Annotated in this window: 13 protein-coding genes; 1 reads left to right on the top strand and 12 read right to left on the bottom strand. The window is 38.6% G+C overall.

What is annotated here, in order from left to right; genetic code table 11:
- Positions 1–194: 194 nt before the first annotated feature.
- Positions 195–4,310: a hybrid sensor histidine kinase/response regulator transcription factor gene (locus EZ428_RS19725; protein WP_131554931.1), complete on the bottom strand. Its 4,116-nt coding sequence runs from the start codon at positions 4,308–4,310 to the stop codon at positions 195–197.
- A 366-nt stretch (positions 4,311–4,676) separates the two neighbouring features.
- Complete coding sequence (locus EZ428_RS24035) at positions 4,677–4,889, bottom strand: cupin domain-containing protein (protein ID WP_165501838.1); 213 nt, start codon at positions 4,887–4,889, stop codon at positions 4,677–4,679.
- On the opposite strand from EZ428_RS24035, the gene EZ428_RS24390 reads away from it, so the two are divergent.
- Positions 4,787–5,119 (top strand): MmcQ/YjbR family DNA-binding protein, encoded by a 333-nt coding sequence (locus EZ428_RS24390; RefSeq protein ID WP_131554930.1) that lies wholly within the window; start codon positions 4,787–4,789, stop codon positions 5,117–5,119. The genes EZ428_RS24035 and EZ428_RS24390 overlap by 103 nt on opposite strands.
- A gap of 43 nt (positions 5,120–5,162) precedes the next feature.
- On the opposite strand, the gene EZ428_RS19715 is transcribed toward EZ428_RS24390, so the two are convergent.
- The 10 genes from EZ428_RS19715 to EZ428_RS19670 form a co-directional block, all read right to left on the bottom strand.
- Positions 5,163–6,407 (bottom strand): amidohydrolase family protein, encoded by a 1,245-nt coding sequence (locus EZ428_RS19715; protein ID WP_165501836.1) that lies wholly within the window; start codon positions 6,405–6,407, stop codon positions 5,163–5,165.
- A 108-nt stretch (positions 6,408–6,515) separates the two neighbouring features.
- The gene (locus EZ428_RS19710) at positions 6,516–7,589 is read right to left on the bottom strand and encodes a TlpA disulfide reductase family protein (protein WP_131554928.1); all 1,074 of its coding nucleotides are present in this window, start codon (positions 7,587–7,589) and stop codon (positions 6,516–6,518) included.
- A gap of 14 nt (positions 7,590–7,603) precedes the next feature.
- Positions 7,604–10,165, bottom strand: coding sequence for a zinc-dependent metalloprotease (locus tag EZ428_RS19705; protein WP_131554927.1), 2,562 nt, complete (start codon positions 10,163–10,165; stop codon positions 7,604–7,606).
- Positions 10,166–10,171: 6 nt separating this feature from the next.
- The gene (locus EZ428_RS19700) at positions 10,172–11,572 is read right to left on the bottom strand and encodes a RagB/SusD family nutrient uptake outer membrane protein (protein ID WP_131554926.1); all 1,401 of its coding nucleotides are present in this window, start codon (positions 11,570–11,572) and stop codon (positions 10,172–10,174) included.
- A gap of 11 nt (positions 11,573–11,583) precedes the next feature.
- The gene (locus tag EZ428_RS19695) at positions 11,584–15,042 is read right to left on the bottom strand and encodes a SusC/RagA family TonB-linked outer membrane protein (protein ID WP_131554925.1); all 3,459 of its coding nucleotides are present in this window, start codon (positions 15,040–15,042) and stop codon (positions 11,584–11,586) included.
- Positions 15,043–15,143: 101 nt separating this feature from the next.
- Positions 15,144–16,142, bottom strand: coding sequence for a FecR family protein (locus EZ428_RS19690; protein WP_131554924.1), 999 nt, complete (start codon positions 16,140–16,142; stop codon positions 15,144–15,146).
- 89 nt (positions 16,143–16,231) lie between these two features.
- A complete protein-coding gene (locus EZ428_RS19685) occupies positions 16,232–16,789 on the bottom strand; it encodes an RNA polymerase sigma factor (protein ID WP_131554923.1) in 558 nt (185 codons plus the stop codon).
- Between the two features lie 571 nt (positions 16,790–17,360).
- A complete protein-coding gene (locus tag EZ428_RS19680; RefSeq protein WP_225871106.1) occupies positions 17,361–19,652 on the bottom strand; it encodes a GH92 family glycosyl hydrolase in 2,292 nt (763 codons plus the stop codon).
- A gap of 102 nt (positions 19,653–19,754) precedes the next feature.
- Entirely contained in the window at positions 19,755–21,191 is a 1,437-nt protein-coding gene (locus EZ428_RS19675) for a RagB/SusD family nutrient uptake outer membrane protein (protein ID WP_131554922.1), read from the bottom strand.
- A 21-nt stretch (positions 21,192–21,212) separates the two neighbouring features.
- Complete coding sequence (locus EZ428_RS19670; RefSeq protein WP_394343158.1) at positions 21,213–24,338, bottom strand: SusC/RagA family TonB-linked outer membrane protein; 3,126 nt, start codon at positions 24,336–24,338, stop codon at positions 21,213–21,215.
- Positions 24,339–24,525: the final 187 nt, after the last annotated feature.

The raw sequence follows: 24,525 nt of genomic DNA, 5'->3' as shown, positions 1-24,525 counted from the left end.
GATAAAACTTAAATTGAAAACATTGCTAAATTGTACCAAAGCAAACAAAAACAAAGGGGGGAAACAGCTAATATTAGAGGGTCAAAAAACACACAAATGTGCATTATTAGCCATTTTTAAGAAAAGACCCTCATTATGGTATTCAGTTGCTAGTTTAAACTTTTAATTAGTTGAATAGAATAATCAGACAAAGCTTAATTTTTCTTCTTTTTTAGATCCTGATCAAGCGAGCTATTATTTGTGAAATTTTTCCTGTATTTCTTGATGTAATCTGATGGATTCATTTCAAACACTTTCTTAAACTGTTCCCTAAAATATTTGATATCACTCATGCCAACCATATACATGGTTTCCTGTATTGTCTTATCGCTGCTAATAAAAATCTCTGCTGCCTTCCTTAATCTAATAAACCGGATGAAGCTATTTGATGAATGCCCAGAAATATATTTAATTTTATTGAAGAGGTTTGCCCTAGACATTCCAATTTCTTCTGCCAACATTTTGATGTTAAAATTGGGATCCTCAATGTTACGTTCTACAATATGAATACAACTTCTTAAAAAATCCTTGTACTCTGATGAGATTTTTGACCTATTGGGATTGAGTGTAATCTCGCTATAAAAATATTTCTGTAAGCTATTTTTGTTTTTCAGTATCCCTCCAATTCTAGCCATCAGCAGTTCTTTATCGAAAGGCTTGCTAATGTAATCATCAGCTCCGCTCTCCACACCTTTTAGCTTAATTTCTGCTGAGGTACTTGCGGTTAATAACACCACTGGAATATGACAAATGGATTCATCTTCTTTCACTATACTACAAAGTTCAATTCCTCCCATCCCCTGCATCATTACATCGCTTATTACAACATCAGGTAAAAACTCTCGAATGATAGCCAATCCACTTTCACCGTCTCTGGCTTGATAAATTTGATATTGCTGTGCAAATACCTCACTCAAGTAATTAGCTATCTCCTCGTTGTCATCGATAATCAGGATAGATTTTTTCTCTTGGGCAAGCATATCACTTAACACAACTTCCCTTTTCTTGCTTGGCTCGGTTATTAAATCATCTTGATTAAGTTCCTTAAGAAAGGTAGAGCTTTCCTGCTGATCCTCAATGACAAACGCCGGATTGATATGTTCGCTTCCTTTCAATAGTTGTATGGTAAACGATGTGCCATCTCCCTCATTATTTTGACACTTAACCGAACCACCATGCATTTCTATAAAGTTTTTAACAAGGTAAAGCCCTATGCCAAACCCGCTTACAGCCGACCTATGTTGATCTGCCTCTTGGTAAAACCTATTAAAAATCTTCTCCTTTAAATCTTCACGAATGCCACAGCCCGTATCTGTAATTAAAATGTCTACGCTATCATCAGTTTCTGTGATGTTAACAGTAATAGCCCCACTGTCTGGCGTAAATTTAAAAGCATTGGATAAGAGATTAAACATGGCTATTTCTAGCTTCTCTCGATCTGCCAATACAGTTATATGATCTACCCTGGAAACAAACTCATAATTGATTGCTTTGCTACGAGCTTGGTGAGAGAAACACAAAAAAACCTCCTTAACTAAACTTACAATATTCAAATTAGATGCCTTTAAGGTATCACCTTGGGAATCTGCTTTTCTAAAGAGTAATAACTGATCAACCAGGCTTAATAATCGCTTAGCATTTCTGTAAACGATATTCATACTGCTCGTATCAAGGTTTTTATCGTCTTGATAAAGCAGTTCTTTAACAGGGTTGATGATTAGCGTAAGTGGTGTTCTAAATTCATGGGAAATATTGGTGAAAAAAGATAGTTTTCGCTCATTAAGTTCTTTTTCCTTTTCACTTTCTATATGCGCAACCTTAATTTCATACTTAAGTTCATCTTGTTTTCTCTTATATGAAACATATAAATAGGCACTCAGACCAATAGCCACAGCATAGATAAGGTAAGCCCACCAACTCAAATACCATGGTGGATTAATCTTGATGATAATGGAAGTTCCAGCATCATTCCACACACCATCGTTGTTAGATGCCTTCACTAGAAACTGGTAAGTTCCTGGATTTAAGTTGGTATAAGTGGCCTTTCGTTGGTTACCTACATAATTCCACTTTTTATCAAAACCCACCAATTTATAGGCATAACCATTTTTCCAAGGGTAGGCGTAATTAAGTGCCACAAACTCTAAAGAGAAAACACTTTGATCATATTTTAAGGTAATTTGTTTTGCAATATTTAGGTTTTCCTTCAGCGGCCCTTCTACATTTGGTAATACTGATTTATTGAATAACTGAAAATCAGTAAAGTAAACCGGTGGTGCCACTTTATTGAACCTCAGTTGGTGCGGATCAAAAGAAAAATAACCTTTATTTCCGGCAACGTAAATTAATTTTCCATTGCTTTTAATAATGGAATTGACTGCTACCCCATCTGCCTCATCAAAATTTCTTACTTTGTTAGTAATGGGGTCTAAACTTGATATCCCATTTTCAGTGGTCAACCAAATTTTACCATTCGCATCTTCGGCTATATCATTAAACACATTACTCGAAAAGCCATTCATTTTAGCATAAATATGAAAACGCTTTTCGTTTGAAACATACTTATTTAAACCATCTGGGGTACATACCCATATATTTTCTTTCGAATCGGTGAAGATAGCTTTAACAATATTACTGCTTAATCCTTTACTACCACTTTCTGCGGCCTCTATAGAACTGAAACGGCCCGTCTTCCTATCGAAAATATTTACCCCTCCACCATACGTTCCAACCCAAATCTTTCCATCTGGTGCTTTAGCCAAAGCATAAGTGTGATTGTTATTTATGGAAGAAGGATTTTTAGGCTGGTTATAATAGTGTTTAAATTGGTTCTTATTGCTGTCGTAAATTTTGAGCCCTGCATCTGTTGCTAAAACATAAATACCACTTTCTATTTCAAGTATATCCCTAAATACATCTTCATTAAATAAGTTACCAATAGCAGAATGATGGTAATGATGTTTAAACTGATTGTTTTTTTCATCATAACTATCAAAGCCATTTTCTGTAAGCACCCATAAAATCTTTTTACTATCCATGTAAATTTTCAGTATCTCATTACTGGTTAAACTATTAGGATTTCTATTTTTAGTAAAAGTAGTTAACCTACCAGAGTGTTTATCGATCTTAAAAAGCCCATTGTTTGTTCCCAGCCATACAACTGAATCGAGGATAACCATACTTTTGATTTCACGGTTACCCAACAGGAGTTCATTTAAATTAAACTTATATTGTTGATGATCTATCTTTCTTAACCCATTTATCGCATTGATCCATATAATCCCATCCTTGTCCTTATAAGCATCACAATAAGAGTAATTTTGTAAATCCTTAATCTTTTCCCAGGTTTTTGTAAGTGTATTATGCCAATAAAAACCGTTATTACCACCTACTAATAAAAGATCTTTACTAGCTACTAAAATGCTGAAAACTGAATAATTTTCTTGATCTGGTATTGTTATTTTTGTAAATTGATTTGTTTTCGGATTAAAACTAAAAAGACCATCCCAATAGGTACCAACCCAAATGCTACCATCAGATGCATAAGACAAGGCCCACACATCATTTGGATTTTTAAATCCAGGTTTTTGGTATTGTGAATAATTTGTAAAAGTTCTTTTTTTCTTATCAAAGCGATTAAGGCCTGCACTCCAATTTCCCAGCCATAAATCTCCCTTATCATCTTCAATGATAGAATTTACTGACTTACCCATCATACTTCCACTTTTAGATGAATTAGGCTTAAATGATAAAAATTCTTTTCGGTTAGGTATAAATTGATTAAACCCATCATCAGTCCCTACCCATACTGCGCCAGCTCTATCACACAAAACAGACCACACCTTATTATTACTTAATGAATTTGGACGTTTGTCGTTATGCAAAAACCTAGTGAATGTTTCTGTTAGCGGATCTAATAAATTAAGTCCATCCATCGTGGCAACCCAGATTTTTCCAGTACGATCTTCAACTATGGCATTAACAAAATTATTAGTGAGCGAGGTGGTATCACCCAGTTTATTCGAAAAAACCTTAAACGCATAGCCATCAAAACGACATAAGCCATTTTCGGTTCCTACCCAAATAAAGCCTCTTTTATCACGTAGTGTTGCAGTAGTGTTTCTGGATGGAAGGCCGTCTTTAGTAGTATATGTCTTGATTTCATTCTTATCCTGCTTCGAATTACTGAAGCTGCTGCTTTGCTGGGCAACAGAAATATTTATGAATAATAAACTGAAGCAGTATAAAAAAACTGTTCTTATAAATTTCATTGGTTTTGTATTTGGGCAGAAATTTTTAAAGCCTAATGGGATGTGAAATACAACGAATATAAAGTTAAATACGAACTATCCCAATTCTGGCTATTTAAAAACCGTAAGTCAGCGTCAAGAAAATGACCTGTGCAAATTCATTTTCATCGCTATTACATCATAAGACAGTTCATCATAAACCTTTAAAAACAAAAAAGCCTTACATTGCTGTAAGGCTTTTAATCTGCTCTCGAGACTGTGTATTTTTCTAGAAACCTTCTTGATGACCTTATGAGAATTGCAAAAATTGACGAAATCCTTTAGAATAATGTAAGCATACTTTTCTTGATTTGAAATATCACAAACCAAAGCTTATTTATCGTGGTCTTAGCCTCTTATTTCATTGTATTCTTCGTTAGATACAGGATGTAACCACATTACCTGTGTCTCATCCTTGAAATTGGTAATGGCAATGTGAACCATTTTGGTCGTAGCCGATGCGCCGTGCCAATGTGATACATTTTCTGGAATATTTACCACGTCACCTTTCTTTATCGGTTCTGCCCTACTGCCTTGTTCCTGATGAGTTTTGTCTGTCATTTGAGCAGGCTGCTGAAGGAATGCCCTTTAGTGGTTTCTTCAAAAACTCGAAAGCAATTCTAGTCTTTTATGCACGAAATAATATGTTTTGCCTTTTCGATATTGATTCGTTTGATCGCATTACGATCAGATGCAAAAGTGAAAAAATTGACCAGCTAAAAGAAAAATATGCTGCGATAGAGAAGCCTTTTAACTTCAGCCATAAATCCTGGGTGAGTATAATAATCTAAAATTATCAACAAATACTGAATCATAATGGGTAATCCTTTCTAACTATCTGTCAACAATCTTGCCATGCTGAATAACTGTTTGGATATTTTGCAGGGAGTTAATATCCAATAAAGGATTGCTTTCCAAGATTAATAAATCTGCCCTCTTACCTAATTCAATACTCCCACGGTTTTTCTTTTGTCCAATTACGTCTGCCGATATTTGTGTTGCTGAATAAAGTGCCTCCGCAGGAGTAAATCCACACTTTTCAACAAAATAACCGAGCTCATCAATCAAGCGTGGAAACTCCCTTTTCAAATCCACAATTTGATCAGTGCCGGCATCAATCATTACACCTTGTTCATGAACACGCTTCAATAAGGGAAACACCCAAGGATCTCGTTCTCCAGAAACGCAAAGCGTAGCATCTAAAATAGCGCCCCTTTTTTTCATCATTTTGCAAAATGGAACAATATCAATATTCGCGATTATACTGTCTTTATAAGCCATAGGGGTAGTTCTTCGATTAAATAGTGTATCTGTCCTCATTACCTCCAACATAGAAACATGAGACAGCACTTCCACTCCTGCCGCTGCAACTTCAATTGGCTTGGCAGGATACATCATCACGTGCCCCCAAACTTTTAGCCCATTTCGCTTTGCGGCACGTACAATTTCTTTCAAAAAAACTTTATCAAAAGAATGGTAAAGTTTTACACCAGTTGCCCCACAGGCTTTTGCCTCAGCCATCGCTTTATCTAAATCATCACCAGGAATCAAACGCTGTTCCCATGGTGTATAGGGCTCCTTTCTAATATTCTGACCTCGGTTATAGTACCAATCACCCGCCATAAATGATGCAAAAAATACATCAGCACCACTTCTTTCACCTTTTCGGATGGCAGTTTGCGCTTTGAGAAGTGCCTCTCCGTCGCCAGCAGCATCTCTTACAGATGTAATTCCGTGACGGAGGTAGTAATTTAAATCCTTAAACGTATTTTCAAGATTATTTTTATACTTAGCAGTAACGTGAACGTGGGCATCAATTAATCCAGGAACAATATATTTTCCGGCCAAATCCATGATCTTTGCACCAGCAATAAGCTTTGACGATCGTCCAATTTTAACAATTTTACCACCGCGTATAGTAATATCTTTACCTTTTAGAAATTTTGTGCCCTCAGCGTTTAAAACATTTGCATTTTTTAAAATCAATACTGTGTCGGTATTAGAAGATAGGGCTTTAGTATTTGCTAGAAGCTGAACTTTTAGCAATAAGATAACTGCGAATAAGATATATTTTTTCATGTTATTTTTTAGAATTCGTATTTTATAATTAGGAAAGAGCATCGGAAAATAAAAACGCAGCGGCATCCACCAACTGCGTTTTCGTAACTATTAACTAATTAACCTTCATTATTTGAAAAGCATTTCTAGCTTTTTTTCGAGCTCGTTACCACGCAAGTTTCTTGCTATGATAACTCCATTTCTGTCTACTAAAAAATTGGCTGGCAAACTTTTTACACCGTACATCTCGGCTACCTTACCACTCGTTGATTCAGCATCATTTAACTGTTGCCAAGTCAAGCCATCTTGCTTAACCGCTAAAAGCCAGTTTTCTTTCGAGGCATCCATGGATAATCCTACAACTTCAAATCCTCTACTTTTGTAATGCTGATAAGCCATCATCAGATTTGGATTTTCTTTCCTACACGGCATGCACCAACTGGCCCAGAAATCTATTAATACATATTTCCCTTTGAAACTGCTCAGTGAAACTGATTTCCCAAACTGATCTTTCAAGCTAAAATCGGCCGCAGTTGCCCCAATGTTGGTCAGTTGATCCGCATCGATAAAAATCTTAATGCGTTTCCCAAACGACGAGGTTTTTACTTTGCCTGATAATTGCGAATAACCTTCAATAGCACGTTTCCTATCGGGATAGGTCACATACTGATCAAAAATTGAGATAGCAGACGAAATATTATTCGGATAACGTTTCAACAAAATGGCCAACACGCTATCTTTCAATAGCTTATTTTGCGCTATATAAGCAGCTAAAATTGCTTTATCCTTCATTTCATCGCCAGTCCGTTTTGGTCTACCTGGCAAGGCCGAAATAGACTCTCGGAAAGAAGTGTAAACGTCGTTTTCTATGGATCCGGTTATTTTCAAACCGTAAAACGTATTTAATTTACCAGTGATCGAAATGGCATTATTTTCTGCTACAAGAATCCTGATTTGTTTATTTAACGAATTGGATAATGTACACAAAACAGGTTCTTTAAATGTTTTGGTCAGCGAAAATTTATCATCATTTGATAAGGCAGAATCAATAGTTGTCAATCCTGCTAAAGTATATGAGAGGTAAATTTTCCCCCTTCCCAAACCCTCAATCTTGCCAATAAACGTTGCAGTTTGCAGTGCATTTGCCTGAAAGGACAAGCACCAAAACAGCAAACTTAATAAATGGTATCTTGAAATTTTCATCGTTTTTCTTTAGCTTAATAGTTCAATCCTGGAATTGGAGATTCTGTTAAAATCTTATCCAACATTTGTTTAAGGTATTCGAAGTGGATCTTGGTATCTTGATCTTTCGTTTTGGCAATGCCATTACCAATAGATCTGCGCAGATCCTTCAAATGCGCAAAAGCAAGAGATTTAACATTAGAATAAAGCAATACTTCGGTAGGTGTAACCGATGCTATGATATTATCTAATGAGCCTTGCAGCGCAAAGCGTTTATTATACATGGTAATGATACTCCCCACATACATTTTTTGTAAGGCTCTGCGGTATTCATCGGTTGCCTTACCAGTAATTAACTCGGTAAAAATGCCATTCTTTAAGTCATTAAGCCATTCTGTTGGCGAATAGGCTCCCTTTCCGTTATCACGTTGGTTTACCATCATTCTGTATAGTCTGCTTTGAGAAGTAATCGAGGCTACAACTTCTCTTTGTACACTTTGCACATCATTAAAGCCAAACAATGGATCAATTTTGTTAATAATATCCTTGTTCATTAGCCATTTTGGAGTGGCAAAAACCTGCTCATTATAGAATTTGATTGCTTCTTTCTGTTTCTGCAAACTTACTGCTTGGTAAACAGCGCCTGGCTGATCGTAGGTTTTTTCTGTTACCATTACGCCACCCAAATTTTTCAGTACATGAAAAGCATAGCGGCTATACTGACCTACGGCTTCTTTATACATTTCTTTAAGAGATGAATAATCTTCCCCGTCCTCCCTTGTCCAATTAATTAATTGAGGAACAATTCTTTTTAGGTTTTTAATTCCATAGAGACTTGCCTTAATTCCATCATCGCCCAAATCTTCTGCTTGCGACCGAGGATCTTGATCCCTACCCTCACCTCCAAACCAAAGCCTTTTATTGGAAGCTAAACTATCAATGGTTATTTTATTTAAAATCTTTTTATCTTCTTGGGCATCCCGCGTGTCTAAAATGGGTTTATATCCCCATTGAATTGCCCATTTATCGTAATCGTTAATTCTAGGGAAAATTCCTTTTTCACTAATCCCGTCTTCTGGTTGAGCCACATAATTGAAACGTGCATAATCCATAATTGATGGCGTGTGCCCATGTGCTTCAACCCATTTCTTATCACGCAATTTTTCTACAGGAACAGTGCTGCTCGCACCCATGTTATGACGGAGTCCAAGGGTATGTCCAATTTCATGTGAAGAAACAAAACGAATCAATTGCCCCATTAATTCTTCGTCAAATTTGTTCTTGCGTGCACGCGGATCAATTGCTCCCGCTTGGATCATATACCAGCGATGCACCAAATTCATCACGTTGTGGTACCAACCGATGTGGCTTTCTAAAATCTCACCCGTACGTGGATCGGCTATGTTAGGTCCATAAGCATTTTGCGTTGCCGAAGCAAAATAACGGATCACCGAAAAGCGGGCATCATCTAAACTCATGGTGCTATCTGCCTCCGGCCACTCCTTGCCCACAATCGCATTTTTGAAACCAGCTTGTTCAAAGGCTTTCTGCCAATCGTTAACACCAGCGATTAAATATTGACGCCACTGTTTTGGCGTTGCCGGATCGATATAATAGACAATTTGTTTTTTAGGCTCTACGAGTTCGCCTTTTCTAAACTTTTCGAGATCTTCTTCTTTAGGCTCCAATCTCCAACGGTGGATGAAAGCTTCTTGCTGTACTTTTTGTTGATTATCCGCATACTTAACATTCACACTGGCAAAAAAACCAACCCTTGGGTCATAAATCCGTTTTCTCAATGGATTTTCTGGCAACTTCAAAAACGAAGTGTTCATACCTAAAGTAATGGCACCGGCTTCGCTTGCAGCGGGAAGATTACCTCCAACAGCCATATAAGTTCTAATGCTTTTCACTTCTGTATTGATTGGGAAACTTTTTACACTTTCGATGTAAGAACGATCTGCCATCTGCGCAGCCAAACCATAAGATTTTTTATTATTTGCGTCGAACGACAATAGTGGGTTTTCACTGATTAGAAAATCGGTAACATCAATAACTACTCCAGAAGAATCCTTGCTTTTGGCTTTGATTGGAAAGGCAGCCAAAATTGGATTCAGGTTTGAACTTGCTACCGCTTTTGAAATCATATCGGTAGAATCGGCTATACTTACCGTCGCAGAAACTTTTAAAAACAATTTGTTATTTGGCCCAAGTTCCCAATACACAATATGCGAACTTACTTCCTCTCCACCATAGTTGCCCGCACCTGGAGTAGACTTGCTCAATCGGTTAACGGCTAAGATTTCTTTTTTTAGCAACTGATTAGAGATCTCAAAAAAGTACTTATCATTTAACTTATGCACGGTAAATAAACCTTTTTGAGTTACTGCCTTGGCGGTAATAATTTCATCGTAGGGCTTAAGTGCATTTTTAACCGTATCAACTTTTGGTTTTGCGACAGCTGTAGTTGCATTTACTGGTGCAACTTTCTTTTTCTTTTTGATAATGCTACAAGACGCTACTGAAATTGTAAGCAAAGCGGTAGCCAACACCAAGCCTCTAAGCTTGGTGTTAACCTGATATATTTTATTCTTCATTTCTGTTTAGTAACCTGGATTTTGTATTAGGTTAGGGTTGGCATCAATATTGGCCGTTGGTATTGGAAGTAATTTTGAAGTTGGTTTATAACCTGGTTTTAATGCTGTTAATATGGCATCCGCCTGCCCAAGCCTTTTAATGTTAAACCATCGGTGAGTTTGTTCACAAAAGAATTCTTTTCTTGTTTCCAACAAAATCTCTTGAAGCAATACAGCGGGATCAGTTGTGATACTTACTGTCGCCTCAGCTCTTGTACGGATAACATTCATATCAGTACGTGCTCCAGTAATGTTTGTCCCAATTCTTGCTCTAGCCTCTGCCCGGATCAAATATTGCTCTGCCAAACGCAAAACTGTTGGACCTTCTATCACACCTGCAGTCACCGCTTCAGCATTGGTAGCATACTTATATTTGTAAGGTAAAACTCTTGCATTAATACCCGTACCATAGGTTCTCATCCAATTTTTACGTCTCAAATCGTTCGAATCAAACTGTTGCAAAAGTGAACTTCTAATCTCAAATTGTGGACTTGTAGTTACCGTAGCTAAAAAGGTACCAGCCTCAACGGTGTATTGATTTGTGATAGCTATTGGTGAGGACATTTGCCAAATACTTTCTGGGTTATTTTTTGTCCAAACCCCAGTAGTCATCGTTGCGGCAGGAATAATGCTAAACAAATTAGACGCGGTAATTACTTCAGATGCATTGCTTTCAGCGGCAGCATAATCGCCGGTAAATAAATAAGTTCTAGCCAAAAGTGCCGTAGCAACAAATTTATTTACACCCAGGCGTGTGTTAGATGATGCCGAATAGTTATCTAGGAGGTTTGCTTTTCCTTCAGATAAATCAGCAATAATTTGTTTGTAAATAGTTGCAACTGTTTCCTTTGGCTGTAGTGCAGAAATAGTTACATCAGTTGTAAGCACAAGAGGAACATCACCAAAAGTATTGATCAAATTAAAGTAACAATAGGCCCTGATCACTTTAGATTCTGCTGTTAGTTGTTTTTTAACCTGTGCTGATGTACCTTCGTATTTCTGAAGACCTTCGATTACAGAATTGGCCCTGTAAATAACACTGTACCATTCTGAAAATATAGTGCCTTGAAAAGTACTCAAAGCAGAATAAGAATTATTAGCCACTTCCAAGTATGTTGGATTTACGGCAAGGTAAGCAAGGTCATCAGCATATAGCGAAGAGTAAACCGTATTTACATTATTTTGTGTAGTTGTAGATGCTAGCCCTGTATACACGCCTGCCATGGCACTGGTGGCTAATTTATCTGTAGAAAAAACCTGAGCGGTGGTGATCTCATTCAATGGTGGATCTATTTCTACCGTCTTTTCACATGCAGCAAATAGCAATACCACACATCCCAATAGTATTTTATTTATTGATTTTGACATGATTTCGAAGATTAAAAAGTTAATTGTAAACCGGCAACAATAGTGCGTAATGGTGGAGTAACAACTCCTTGCGATTCTGGATCTATCCCCTTATAACCCGTAATGGTAAATAGGTTCTGACCTTGTGCGAACACCCTAATGTTATCCGCATGAATCTTTGAAAGCCATTTGGCAGGAAGTGAATAAGATAAACTCACATTTTTCATCCTGATAAATGAGGCGTCAACAATATTTGCGTCAGAACCAGTCCAATAAACGTAACCAAGGTTAGCAACTCTTCCGTTACCACTAGTCCCAGCAGTTACCAAATAATCTTGAGAACCCAAAGCTAAATAGTCATTCATTACACTCGCAGCGGCATTATACATGTATCCCGGGGGATAAAAAGTAGATGCAGCTAAATTTCTGCCCTTTTGTTTAACAAACTGAAAGGTAAAATCAAGACTTATTCCTTTATAAGAGATGCTGTTGCTTAAACCTCCAAAAAACTTTGGATACGCAGTGCCTACAACATATCTATCCCCACGCCCAATGGCTGCCAAACCCGTTGTTGGTGTTGCTGTTCCGCCTGTCCCATTTAGATCGGCAAATGCCGGAAGATTAGTTGCAGGATCAATGCCTAAAAACTGATAAGCTGTTAGTAAGCTGATTGGCTGACCAACCAAGTACGTAGTATAATAGGAAGTCTTCTCTATATTTGGAAATGAAAGCAGTTTATTTTCGTTTCTACTGATATTGAAAGTAGTGGTCCAATTAAAGTTTTTACCCTTAATATTGGTACTGGTAAGTGAAAGTTCCACTCCAGAATTTTGAACGGTAGCTGGCAAATTACTTTGATAGCCAGTAAAACCGGTTTGGGAACTCAGCGGATAGGTAATTAGTTGATTACTCGATCTGTTGTTGTAGTAAGAAGCTGTTAACGATAATCGATCATTGAAAAAACCAAGTTCTAAACCGAGTTCAAACTTTTTAGTGCTTTCCCATTGAAAATCATTATTGGCAATTCTAGATGGAACCAAACTTGATGAACCATTGTATACTGCAGTAGAAGCCGTGAAGGATTCTAAATATTGATAATCGCCAATTTCATCACTTCCAACCACACCATAACTACCACGCAATTTTCCAAAACTAAACCAGCTTGTTTTATTCTTGATGAAATCTTCTTCAGAGAAAACCCACGCAGCACCAACAGAACCGAAGTTACCGAACTTTTTATTTGGCCCGAACCTTGAAGACCCATCTCTACGAAAGTTTAAGTTTAAGATATACTTATTTGCTACATTGTAATTAATGCGCCCAAAGATCGATGCATATTTATACTCTCGAGATGAACTACTTGTACTTACAGTGGTAGCCTGAGATACATTCCTCAAGAAATCATCGGAGGCAAATCCTTGCGCACTAGTATAATATGGTTGCTCGGAAAATTTTGATTGATAGGTACCAGCCGCAAGCAGATTCAATTCGCCAACCCAAATCTTGGTATTATAGGTAATTTGTGGCTCAATGATATAGTTGTTAGCATAAGTATATGAAAAAGCAGATGTACCAGTGGTTGGGGTAGAGAATGCTGTACTTAATGAAGTTAAGGGTCTTAAGGTTACCTGTTTCATATCCGTTTTACTATAACCAAAGGTTGATTTGATATCTAATCCTTTTAAGATGGTATACTTTAAGTTTAAACTACTTAACAGATTTGATGTGCGGTTATCATTGGTTTGATAAAGAAACCCATATGGATTATTCAGGCCCGAGACCCAATATAAGCTTCCATTTGCATTGTATATCGGATAGTTTGGCGGGAGATTATAGGCATAGTTTGCCAATTCTGTTGAAGAAATGTTATTCTTATCCGTAGAATAAATTGCCGAAAGCCCCATTGTAAAACGCTGATTCAACGATGAATGATTAAGATTTACATTCACTCCTCCACGTTGATAACTTTGCTCACCTGGATAGATATTTCCTTCCTTATGATAAGTTCCACTCACATAAAAACTTGTTCTATTATCACCACCAGAGATATTTGCAGTTACATCATGTGTTCTAGCGGTATTTCCCAATAGTTCTTTATTCCAATCTGTATTTGCATTTTGATCCCACACTATTAGATCTGGTGCATTGGTAGCATTCGGTGTGGTTGGGTTTGTGGTTAAATTAGCAAAGCCTTTTCTTCGTAAGGCCAAATATTGTTCAGTTCCTAACATCTCAACAGAACGGGTAACTTCAGATGCTCCAGATGAAGCATTTACACTGAATTTGGTTTTACCAGCTTTCCCTTTTTTGGTGGTAATAAGCACAACTCCATTTGCACCACGTGAACCGTAAATGGCTGTTGCATCGGCATCCTTCAATACCTCTATGTTTTCGATGTCAGCTGGGTTGATTGTATTCAACGGACTTGTACTCCCCTCTGCCGATGGAAGTACAGCAGTGGTAGAAGATGCCTGATTAATTGGCTCAGAGAGAAAAGGTACTCCATCAATGATATATAAAGGACGATTGCTTTTTCCGATAGAATTGGCACCACGAACCTGAACATTTATTCCTGCACCAGGCAATCCATTGGTTTGTGTAACAGTAACACCCGGCAGTCTACCTTGTAAAGCTTGAAGCGCATTGGTAACAGGTTGCTTTTCGATATCTTTTGCAGTAATTCCTGCTTGAGAACCTGTGCTTATTCTCCTGGTAGTTGTTCCATAGCCGATAACCAACACTTCATCTAGTTTGCCTGGATCTGGCTTCATCTTTATGCTTAAGTTCGACGTAGTTGAATTTACGGTGACATTGACCGTTCCATAACCAATAAAAGTAAACTCTAAAATAGAATTAGGTGCAGAAATGCCAATAGAAAAGCCTCCTTGATTGTTAGTAGTAGCTACTTGTATTCCATTTTTAACCCTTATAGAAACACCAACCATTGGTAGTCCAACTTCGTCAACTACCTTTCCTGACACCAAAAAACCATCACGTTTTTCGATTAAGGGTTCTAATGCAGGTGAAGGCTGAGCAGCCACTATTTCGTCTTTTTCATTTTGAGTTTTTACAACAACAAACTGATCGTTGATTACCTCATAGGTAAGATCATTTGATTTTAATAAACGGTCTAAAAGATCTTTAACTTTAATATTGTCATAACTACCCGAAACTATTAAGTCGCTATTCTTTATTCTATTGTTATAAACCAATCTAAATTGGGCCTTAGTGGCAATGCTTTTTAGCACCTTTTCTAGTTTTTGGTCGGAAAACTCAATAGATAAACGCTTTTCAGTGAGCTGAGCCTTTAAAGGCGATGACCAACTCAATTGAACAGCAACTACGATACCCAGAATTTGTAGTAAAGACAATTTCATAATTTTGATGAATATGGGGAACATATTCCCTGTAACAGATACTGAGTGAGCAGAACTGTTTTGGTGTGCAAAGTTTGGCGCATAGATTGGCCGTTTGAACAATTTATTGTACATTTGCTTTGTTTTAATAGTAAGTAATTGGCTATTTGAATTTTTACAGCAGGGTGTTCGTAGCACTCCTGCTGTTCTCGTTTTAAGTGGTAAAGTTATCTCATTTAGTTACATCCTCCTCCTGTAAGGGTTATTTGGTCTTTGTTGATTGAATATTTGATGTCCAGTGCTGAGCAGATTACCTTTAACGTCGACTCAAGGGACTGATCGGTCACATCAGCAGAAATTGTACAGTAACTGTATTTATCGCTATCTGCATTAATTAATATATTGAACTTTTTTTCAATACGCTGTTTTACTTCATTAAATCCGACGTTTTCGAAGTTCATGTCGTATTCAGTTCCATAAAACATCTCTGCCTTCTCAGTAGATGGGGCGGCAATGACACGTGGAGTAACTGAAGGATTTAAAACTGCAAATTCATTACCTGGTGTAACAATGATAGGCGATGTGGTTTTGTTCTTTCTATCAACTGACGAAGAAAATACTGCTACCTTTCCGGTAAAAACCGTTAATCTAAATGTCTTGTTAATTTGATTTTCGTTGATATTGAAACTTGTGCCTAATACACGTGTCACATATTTGCCTGCTTGAATTACAAATGGATGCCTCTTGTCCTTCGCCACTTCAAATAGGGCTTCGCCATGCAAGGTAACATTACGTGTGCTGTCACTAAATTTCGAAGGATAATCCAACCTGCTATTGCCTTTTAGCCAAACAATAGATTGATCAGGCAGGTAAACTTTTATTATTTTACCAGAGGTTGATGTTTGAATTTTTGCGATCACATCGTCTTTTTGATTTTCAGACTGCCAAATCCAAAGCCCTGCACTACATATGAGAAGAATTGAGGCCGCAATAGAAATATACTGCCAAAGTTTACGTGTTTCTCTGGTAGTTGAGACATGATTTTTTATCGGATCAAATATTCGTTGCTGTAGCAAGACAGTATTTGCATCCGTTAAATCCCAAACAGCTGGCTTTTCCGAAACTTCAGCATACCAAGCCTCTAATTCCTTAAATTCTTCAGTCGTAATGGTGTTATTGAGCAGTTTTTCTGCTAGGATTTCAACTCGCAAAGTCTGTTCTTTAGGTTTTTTCATAAAATACACAACTATAGTATGTAATTTATTAAAATACCCTTGCTCTAAATGAAAAAAAATAATTTTTTATTGCTATTTCAAAAAATAGACTAAAAAAACAGCACAGATAGATTGTTTTTAATATGTTTTAGCGCTTTTGTAATATGACCCTCGACAGTTTTCTCAGAAATACTCATATTTTTAGAAATCTCTTTTGTTGTAAGCCCTTCTTCTCGGCTCAAACGATATACCATTTTACACTTCTCTGGCAATTGCGCTACAAGTATTTCAATTTCTGCCCGAACTTGCGAGAACTGAAGCCAGTTTCGAGTACTGTCATCTGCCAATGTTTCGATGACCGAATCCTGAAATTGCACGGCATTGCGTTTCTTTCTTTCGGCAAATTTTGCATAAATGGTATATTTTAATGCTGCCGATATATAGGTTCTGAAAGAATATTTTATAACAGTTTGCTTGCGGCTGTTCCAAATCTGAATAAACACCTGTTGTACAGCTTCCTCAGCATCTTCTTGGCTTTGTAGTTTCACAAAAGCCACTTCAAGAAGCTTATCCCAGTATCTATTATAAAGTACTGTGAAAGCCGATTCACTACTATCTTTTAAAAGATCAAACAGCAATTCATCAGTCTCATCACGTAACAAACTCATCTGTAAATATTAACTCCCTAAGATAAAGCATTATATTGAATTAACAAACGGATAACATAAAGGACAAGTGTATCGTTCACTGCTCCCAAAAAATAATTACGGTGATTTGGTTCAACCATAGGAAGTGTTAAACGAAGCAACTTGACACCACCGCTTCTCATCTTCCATATGCACGTACGCCAAACATGGCTTCGATCTGGATTAGGATAATCCTTCATTGGCTCGAAACAAAAATCGGTGTTTATTTGCACGATCTAACGATTTTAAAATCCCCAAAAAACAAAACAGCCCTTTAAAATATCTTAAAGGGCTGCAGGTTCAGTAACGTTACGTAATACGAACCATTTTATGAACGAATTGATTGAAATAGGTAGTTTTTCGAAAATTTTGTAGCCAGGCGGTTCATCATCAAAAGGTAATACTTAAATAATCTAATGCTTTACTTAAGATGTTAAAATTCAACATCCGTTGAACTAAATATAATAACCGTCTTTTAAGACAAACTTTTAACTTGGCCTTGACCACTGATCAGCGAGTTGTGGTACAGGCCAAGTTTCTTTTTTTCTTTAAACTAATTTATTCCTTTGGGTTGATTTTCTGTTTTTGTGCCCCAAATTTTATCGGGCGTATCTTGAAGTGTAAATTCTAGTTTTCCTCCATTTACGATATCTACATAACGAATGTAATTCTTGTGATAGACCTTTCCATTTAATAAGACCGAAGCAATAAAAACAGATTTTGGACTTTTTTGATGAGTAATAATCTCAAAAAACTTTCCTCCTGCTAAGCTAAGCTTAACCTTTTCAAAAATTGGCGCACAAAGCAAATACTCGCCAGAAACTGGATTAAGCGGATAAAAACCCATAGATGCAAACATATACCAGGCAGACATTTGACCAGAGTCGTCATTTCCACCCAAACCTCCAGGGCCATTTGTATATTCGCTTTCCAAAATTTTTCTCACCTCAATTTGTGCCTTCCAGGGCGAGTTTGTAAAATTATACATGAAAGGTATTTGATGGCCAGGTTCATTGCCATGCCAATATTCACCCTTGGCAAAAAGACTATCCAAGGAACTCTCTAATTGCTTAGTCCCACCCATGAGTTTAGCTAAACCTGGCACATCATGAGGAACGTAAAAAGTATATTGTCTTGGCGTACCTTCTGTAATGTAATATTCCTTTTTATCGCTAAAGAATGGACTTACCCAATCGCCATTTTCATGACGCCCCCTTACCATATTAACTTTTGAGTCAAATACATTTTTATAATAAAGCGAACGTTCAACTAATTTTTGGTAATCGGCTTCTTTTCCCATTTTTTTTGCAACCAATGCCAGAGCATAATCATCGTAGGCATACTCCATAGTTCTGCTTACCTGTTCTTTTTGGTGAAATGCATCTGCAACCTGATCTTCTACAGGTATATAACCGTACTTTAAATAGCTCTTAATTGCTCTCCTGCCCTTTCCTTCGGCATATTCCTCAAAACTGGGAGGGCTATCAAAGGCATTTTGTCGCATCAATTTATAGGCTTCATCCACATCAAACTTGCCAATCCCCTTTAAATAGGTAGAAGCAATTACAGATGTACAATGATCTCCGATCATTTCTGAGGTATAGCTATTCCAGCATGGGAAAATAGGCAACCACCCTCCCTCTTTTCCCTTCAATATCAATGATCTTGTAACATTGGCCGCTAGGGCAGGTTTTAAGATCTCAAAGAGCGGAAGATGCGCCCTATAGGTATCCCATAAAGAAAAATCATCGTAATAATCGCCTTCTTTTAGCTTATTGTTTATGTAATTTGATGCAAATCGAGGATAGGTGCCATCAACATCATTGTATAACCTGGGTTGTTGCATGGCATGGTATAGGCCAGTATAAAATATGTATTTAGCTTTTTCATCTTTCGAGGTGATCCCAACCTTACAGAGTTCATTTTCCCAGATATGCTTACTTTTTAGCAAGACACTTTGGTAATCGAATGTTGGAATTTCGCTTGCCAGATTTGCCCTTGCACCAGCTATACTGGTAAAGGAAGTACCTACACGGATACTGATTTCCTCTCCTTTTGAAACCTTAAAGCCCAGGTAGGCACCAATGGCCTCTTGATTTTGAATGGTAAGTGAAGAGAATTTCTTTGGACCAGAAAAAGTACCAGCTGTTTTTAAGGCCCTGTTAATTTTAATGACGAAATAACCGTTAAAACCTGCCTTTTTTCCCCAGCCCTGATAAATCCTGTGTACAGGATTGAATCCTGTGATTTCTCCATTTTCCCTGTCTACTTTAACATAACCCTCCTTAAAATCACTATTTGGCGTAACCAATAAATAAAGGCTATCGGTTTTATTGGCCTTAAATTTCATGATACATGAACGTAAGGAAGAGGTTACGCTCATGCTTAGACCGTATTGCTTAAGGTTGATGCCATACTCGCTTGGCGATGAAGATTCGTCATCATGCGAAAATTCAGCCTGATAATCAGCAGCACTGGTTTTTAACTTGCCCATGATTGGCATGATGGTAAAACTTCCATAATCCTGTGTACAGGAACCACTTAGCCAATGCGAACCCCTAATGCCACTAAAAAATTTGTCTCCATAATAGTAGGGCGCTACACATTTTTTTTCTGATGTCTGCGTTTGTGCAGACCATTGTGTCATGGCAAATGGAAGGGTAACCGCAGGAATCGTGTTGGCATGATTGGCCAGTACCGAGCCATGCTTAATGGCCGATGCCGTTGTTGCCGAGGCAGTTCCGCCCATGGGTTGCACATATTTAATAAGCACCTGTGCACTTAACAAGGTTGGCATAAAAAGCAACACTAAAATAACAAGGCCAATCTTTTTAATGGAATGCATGGGATTTTTTTTGATTTGAAACATGGACTTATCTTAATGAACCAGTGGTTATATCGAAAAACACCTACCTGCCAGCGCACACCGGCAGGTAGGTAAGAGTTTTTAATTATAACCTGGGTTTTGTGTAAGATTTGGGTTAAGCTGGATCTCCCTAGCTGGTATTGGATATACGTTTAACGTTGATACGACGTTACCGATAACACCATTGGCAGCAACATAATTGGTCTTATGCGCTTGCATAACCTGAACGAAGTTCCCCCACCTGATCAGGTCAAACCACCTTTCGCCCTCAAAGCAAAGCTCTACGCGCCTCTCCCTACGGATGGCAGTTCTGGCATCTGTTTGGTTTAGGCCCAACTTAGGCAAAAGGTTAGAACGTGTACGCACCAGGTTAAGTTGGGTAAGGGCTTCTGGTGTCTTGTTATTTTCATTCAATGCCTCTGCATATAACAAGATAATGTCTGCATAACGCAATACCGGCCAATCATTATCGCCCTCATTATTTGCGCCCACACTTTGGTAGATAAATTTCTTGGCATAATAGTATACCAGCGTGCCTGAGGTATAAATACCAATGGCCGTATTTAACCTACTATCTCCCGACTCAAAGGCATTATAAAGATCTGGCGTGCCGATGTTATTGCTATTGCCGGTAACCGCCGTAATGGTTGTTCCAGATGGTTGTGGCACAAAGTTTCTTGCAAAACTGTTACCCTCGCCAAAACCACCACCCAGGTATTGTACAGAAAATATGATATCTCTGTTATTATCCTTGCCAAGGCCAAAAATTTGATCGTATGGTAACAAGGTCCCTGCAGTAGCTGCAACAGTTGCCAAAATGCTTTCTGCCTGTGGAAACTTATTTTGAAACATATAAACCTTGCCCAAAAGTGCATTAGCCGCTATACTGGTTGCCCTACCAATATCAGCACCGGCATAACTTGTTGGCAGCACGGCCGCAGCTTCTGTCAAATCTTTTTCTATCTGTGCATAAACGGCAGTAGCCGAAGACCTGTTATAGGTATATGCCTGCTCTTCAGAGGTAATCTCGTTCAGAACCAATGGCACCCCTCCAAACATCCTTACCATGTTAAAATACATCAGCGCCCTAATAAATTTAGCTTGCCCAATGTAACCATTACGGTTTGCAACAGTCATTTGAGGTGTATTCACGTGGTCAAGTACGATGTTTGCATAAGCAATGGTTGTGTAGAACCTGGCCCATGCGTTTTGTAGGTTGGTTGACCTGGCCGTCCATGTCAGCTTATCCTGTTCGCCATACAAAACCTCACTTTCGCCATAAGTTTGTGCATTGTCTGAAGGCAGTTCTCCAAACCCATATTGCTCATTATAAATTGGGCGGAGGCTACTATAAGCCCCAGTAAGTGCAGATCTGATATCTATCTCTGTGGTATAAAAAGTATTTACCGGAACTATTCCCTTTGGTGTGATATCAACAAAGGATTTTTTGCAGGAAATTGATACCATGCTTAAAAAAAGAATGGAAACACTGCATATAATTAATTTATTAATTTTCATGATCTTTTAGTGTTAAGGCAATTAAAATCCAAAATTGATACCTAAAATAATTGTACGTGCGGTTGGGTAAGTACCTTGATCTACCCCTGGCGTAGTGGGATCGCCGCCCATGATATTGGCTTCTGGGTTATAACCCGTGTATTTAGTGATCAGGAAAGGATTTTGGGCAGTTACATAAAACCTAGCCGATTTGATGAAAAGCTTACCCAGCAAATTTTCTGGCAAACGATAACCCAAGGTGATGTTCCTAACCCTTAGATAAGAGCCGTTTTCTACAGCTAGGCTAGACAATGCAGGCCCTGGAAGCGCACCGGTAGAAATAGGACTCGGATACAATACATCTCTTGTTGGAAAGGCAGGATCGAAATAATTGTTAAAATACTTGCTCAACGAGTTTTGGTTATGGTTACCCGTTATCGTTTGCCTATTGTTTCCGTTAATGATGTTTACGCCTTGTACGCCCTGCATCAATATACTTAAGTCAAAGTTCTTGTATTGAAATGTGTTGGTTAGCCCATAGGTAAAATCTGGCAGGCCATGCCCAAGTTCAGTAACATCGTTCACATCAATCACGCCATCGCCATTCTGGTCCTTGATCATCGAATCTCCTATGCTGTTTCCAGAAACAACCTTAGCGTTTGTTGCCAGGTCGTTGGCATTCCTAAATACACCAATAATTTCATAGCCATACATGATCCCTAGGGGCTGTCCAACCTTTACTTGATAAACATTGTTCCAGCCATTAATGGCCCTAACCGCAGGCAATGCACTTGGCCCACCTAAATTAAGCACCTTGGTCTTGTAGGTAGAAAAGTTGGCATTCGCATTCCAGGTTACGCTTCCCAATTTAAAATTAGTGTTAGCCGAAAACTCAAATCCCTTGTTTTGCAACTTACCCAGGTTGGCCTGGAAAGATGAAGCATAGGCAGAGTTAGCCAGGGAGGTTGAGGTATAACCCACTGCTAGGGGAAGTGCCTTATTTAACAGCATTCCGTTAGAGTTACGTACAAAATAATCGAATGTCAGTACTATTTTGTTTTGCAACAAACCTATATCTGTACCAATGCTGGTCTGGTCATTTTTTTCCCAGGTTAAGTCTGGGTTGGCAAAGCCAGTTTGTTGCGTACCAAATAAACGGATGTTGCCAGCTGCATAATTCCTGTTCAGCGCTATCGCGTTTATATAGGTAAAACTGCCAATGTTGGCATTACCTGTTCGTCCATAACCACCCCTAAGTTTTAATTCATTGATACCAATCTTGGCTAATGGCGCTTTCAAGAATGCTTCCTCTGCCAAGCGCCAACCAACAGAAAATGAAGGAAATACAGCATATTTATTATTCTTTCCGAAACGGGAAGAACCATCTTGACGCACGGCGGCAGTAAACAGGTATTTCCTGTCATAATCATAAGTTAACCTGCCTGCATAAGAAACAAAGGTATTTGCATCAAAAAGCTCGGTACCAACCGTATTTGGAGAGGCCAAGGGACTTTCTACCGAGGTGGTGATAAAGGTACCAGGCAAACCTGCAGTATAATTAATCTGCGATTCGTATTTCTGTGCAGAAAACAACCCCAGTAAGTTAAAATGGTGTTTTCCAACCTGCTTATCATAAGTTGCGGTATTTTCCCAGACCCAATCGAAACTGTTGCGCACATTGTCTGAGGCAAAGATCCCAGCTAATTGAGGACTTGAATACGAAGCTGTTGGTGCAGAGCTATAGGCCATTGAGCCTGGTATGTAACCGTGTACCTGCTCGTTTTCCAGAGTGGCACCGATATAAGTCTTTAACTTTAGGCCTGCAAGCGGATTATATTCTAGAAAAGCATTACTCAAGGTTCTAAATGCCCGGGAACGGTTAATGGACTGACTTAAGATGCCTACCGGGTTATAGAAATTAGAAGCAGAGAAAACTGCGGTGGGCGATAGGTTATAATTCAGCTCACGGTCATAAGGCTGGGCAAAATCGCCATTGGCACGATACACCGGAACTATTGGCTGAAAGGTCAAGGCCTGGTTAAGCGGGCTTGGCAAATTCAAATCAGCCAGTAAACCAGGCACCCCAATGATATAATCGCTAGGGTTGGCACCCGCACCACTGGCCTGGCCAGATGAAGGTTGCTTGAACTGCTCGGCATAGGATGGAGAAACTGAAAACCCAAACTTTAAGTTCTTGACAATATCTGCATCTAGATTCAGGCGAGTATTGTAACGTGTATATTCTGTGCCTATCAGTACACCTTTTTGCTTAAAAACACCTGCTGAGGCACTAAACCTAACTTTTTCACTACCACCAGAAGCATTGAACTCAAAATTCCTGATGGGCGAGGTCCTAAAGATTGCCTTTTGCCAGTCAACGTCTGGAAGACCAGATATATCTCCATCCAGTATGGCAGGATATTGTAAACCCTTAATGCGGCTAAGTGCCTTTACCTGTTGTACATATTGATCTTTTGACAGCACACTGATGTATCTATCTACATCCTGTAAACCAGTATAAGCAGATACAGCAAACACGGTTTTACCGGCCTTACCTCTCTTTGTGGTCACCAATACCACACCATTAGCAGCCCTTGAACCATAGATTGCGGCAGAGGCGGCATCTTTTAGCACCTCAATAGATTCAATGTCACTTGGATTGATGAGGTTAAAATTGGTGGCAGTTTCAAGCGGGTATCCATCTACCACATATAATGGATCGTTAGAAGAACTTAAGGAACTTACCCCACGTACCCTTATGGTTGGCGCAGCACCTGGTTTACCGCCTTGATCTGATTGTACCTGTACCCCAGCAGCCAATCCGGCCAATGCCTCTCCAGGCGTGCTAACAGGCTGGTTGCTCAGGTTTTTCCCATCTACCTTGGTAATCGAAGAAGTGACCGTTGCACGTGATTGCGAACCATAACCTACCACCAAAACATCACTTAACGATTGAGGCGCATCCAACAATGTTACATTGATAACCGTTTTATTGCCAACGGCTATTTCTTGGTTAATCATGCCAACATAAGAAAACACGAGAACGGCTTTATCATCGGGCACCCTAATGGTATATGCACCATTTGATTCAGAAACTACACCATTCTTTGTGCCCTTAACCAGCACGCTAACCCCGGGCAGGGCCGCCCCCCTGTTATCTGTTATCATACCGGTAACAACGATAACCCTGGATGGGGCTTGGATCACCAAAACCTTCCTTTTAATAACGATTGTCGAATTATCGCCATATACCAATTCAACATCTTGATTGATGAAACAATTTTCGAGCACCGTCTTAAGTGCAGTATTCTTAAACTTGATGGTTACCGGGCTAGAATTACTGATGATGCTGGCC

Origin of the sequence: Pedobacter frigiditerrae (assembly GCF_004331645.1) — a bacterium.
In the GTDB taxonomy this organism is placed as follows: Bacteria; Bacteroidota; Bacteroidia; order Sphingobacteriales; family Sphingobacteriaceae; genus Pedobacter; species Pedobacter frigiditerrae.
Note: the sequence above shows the minus strand (reverse complement) of the source record. Positions and strands in the feature narration are given on the sequence as shown.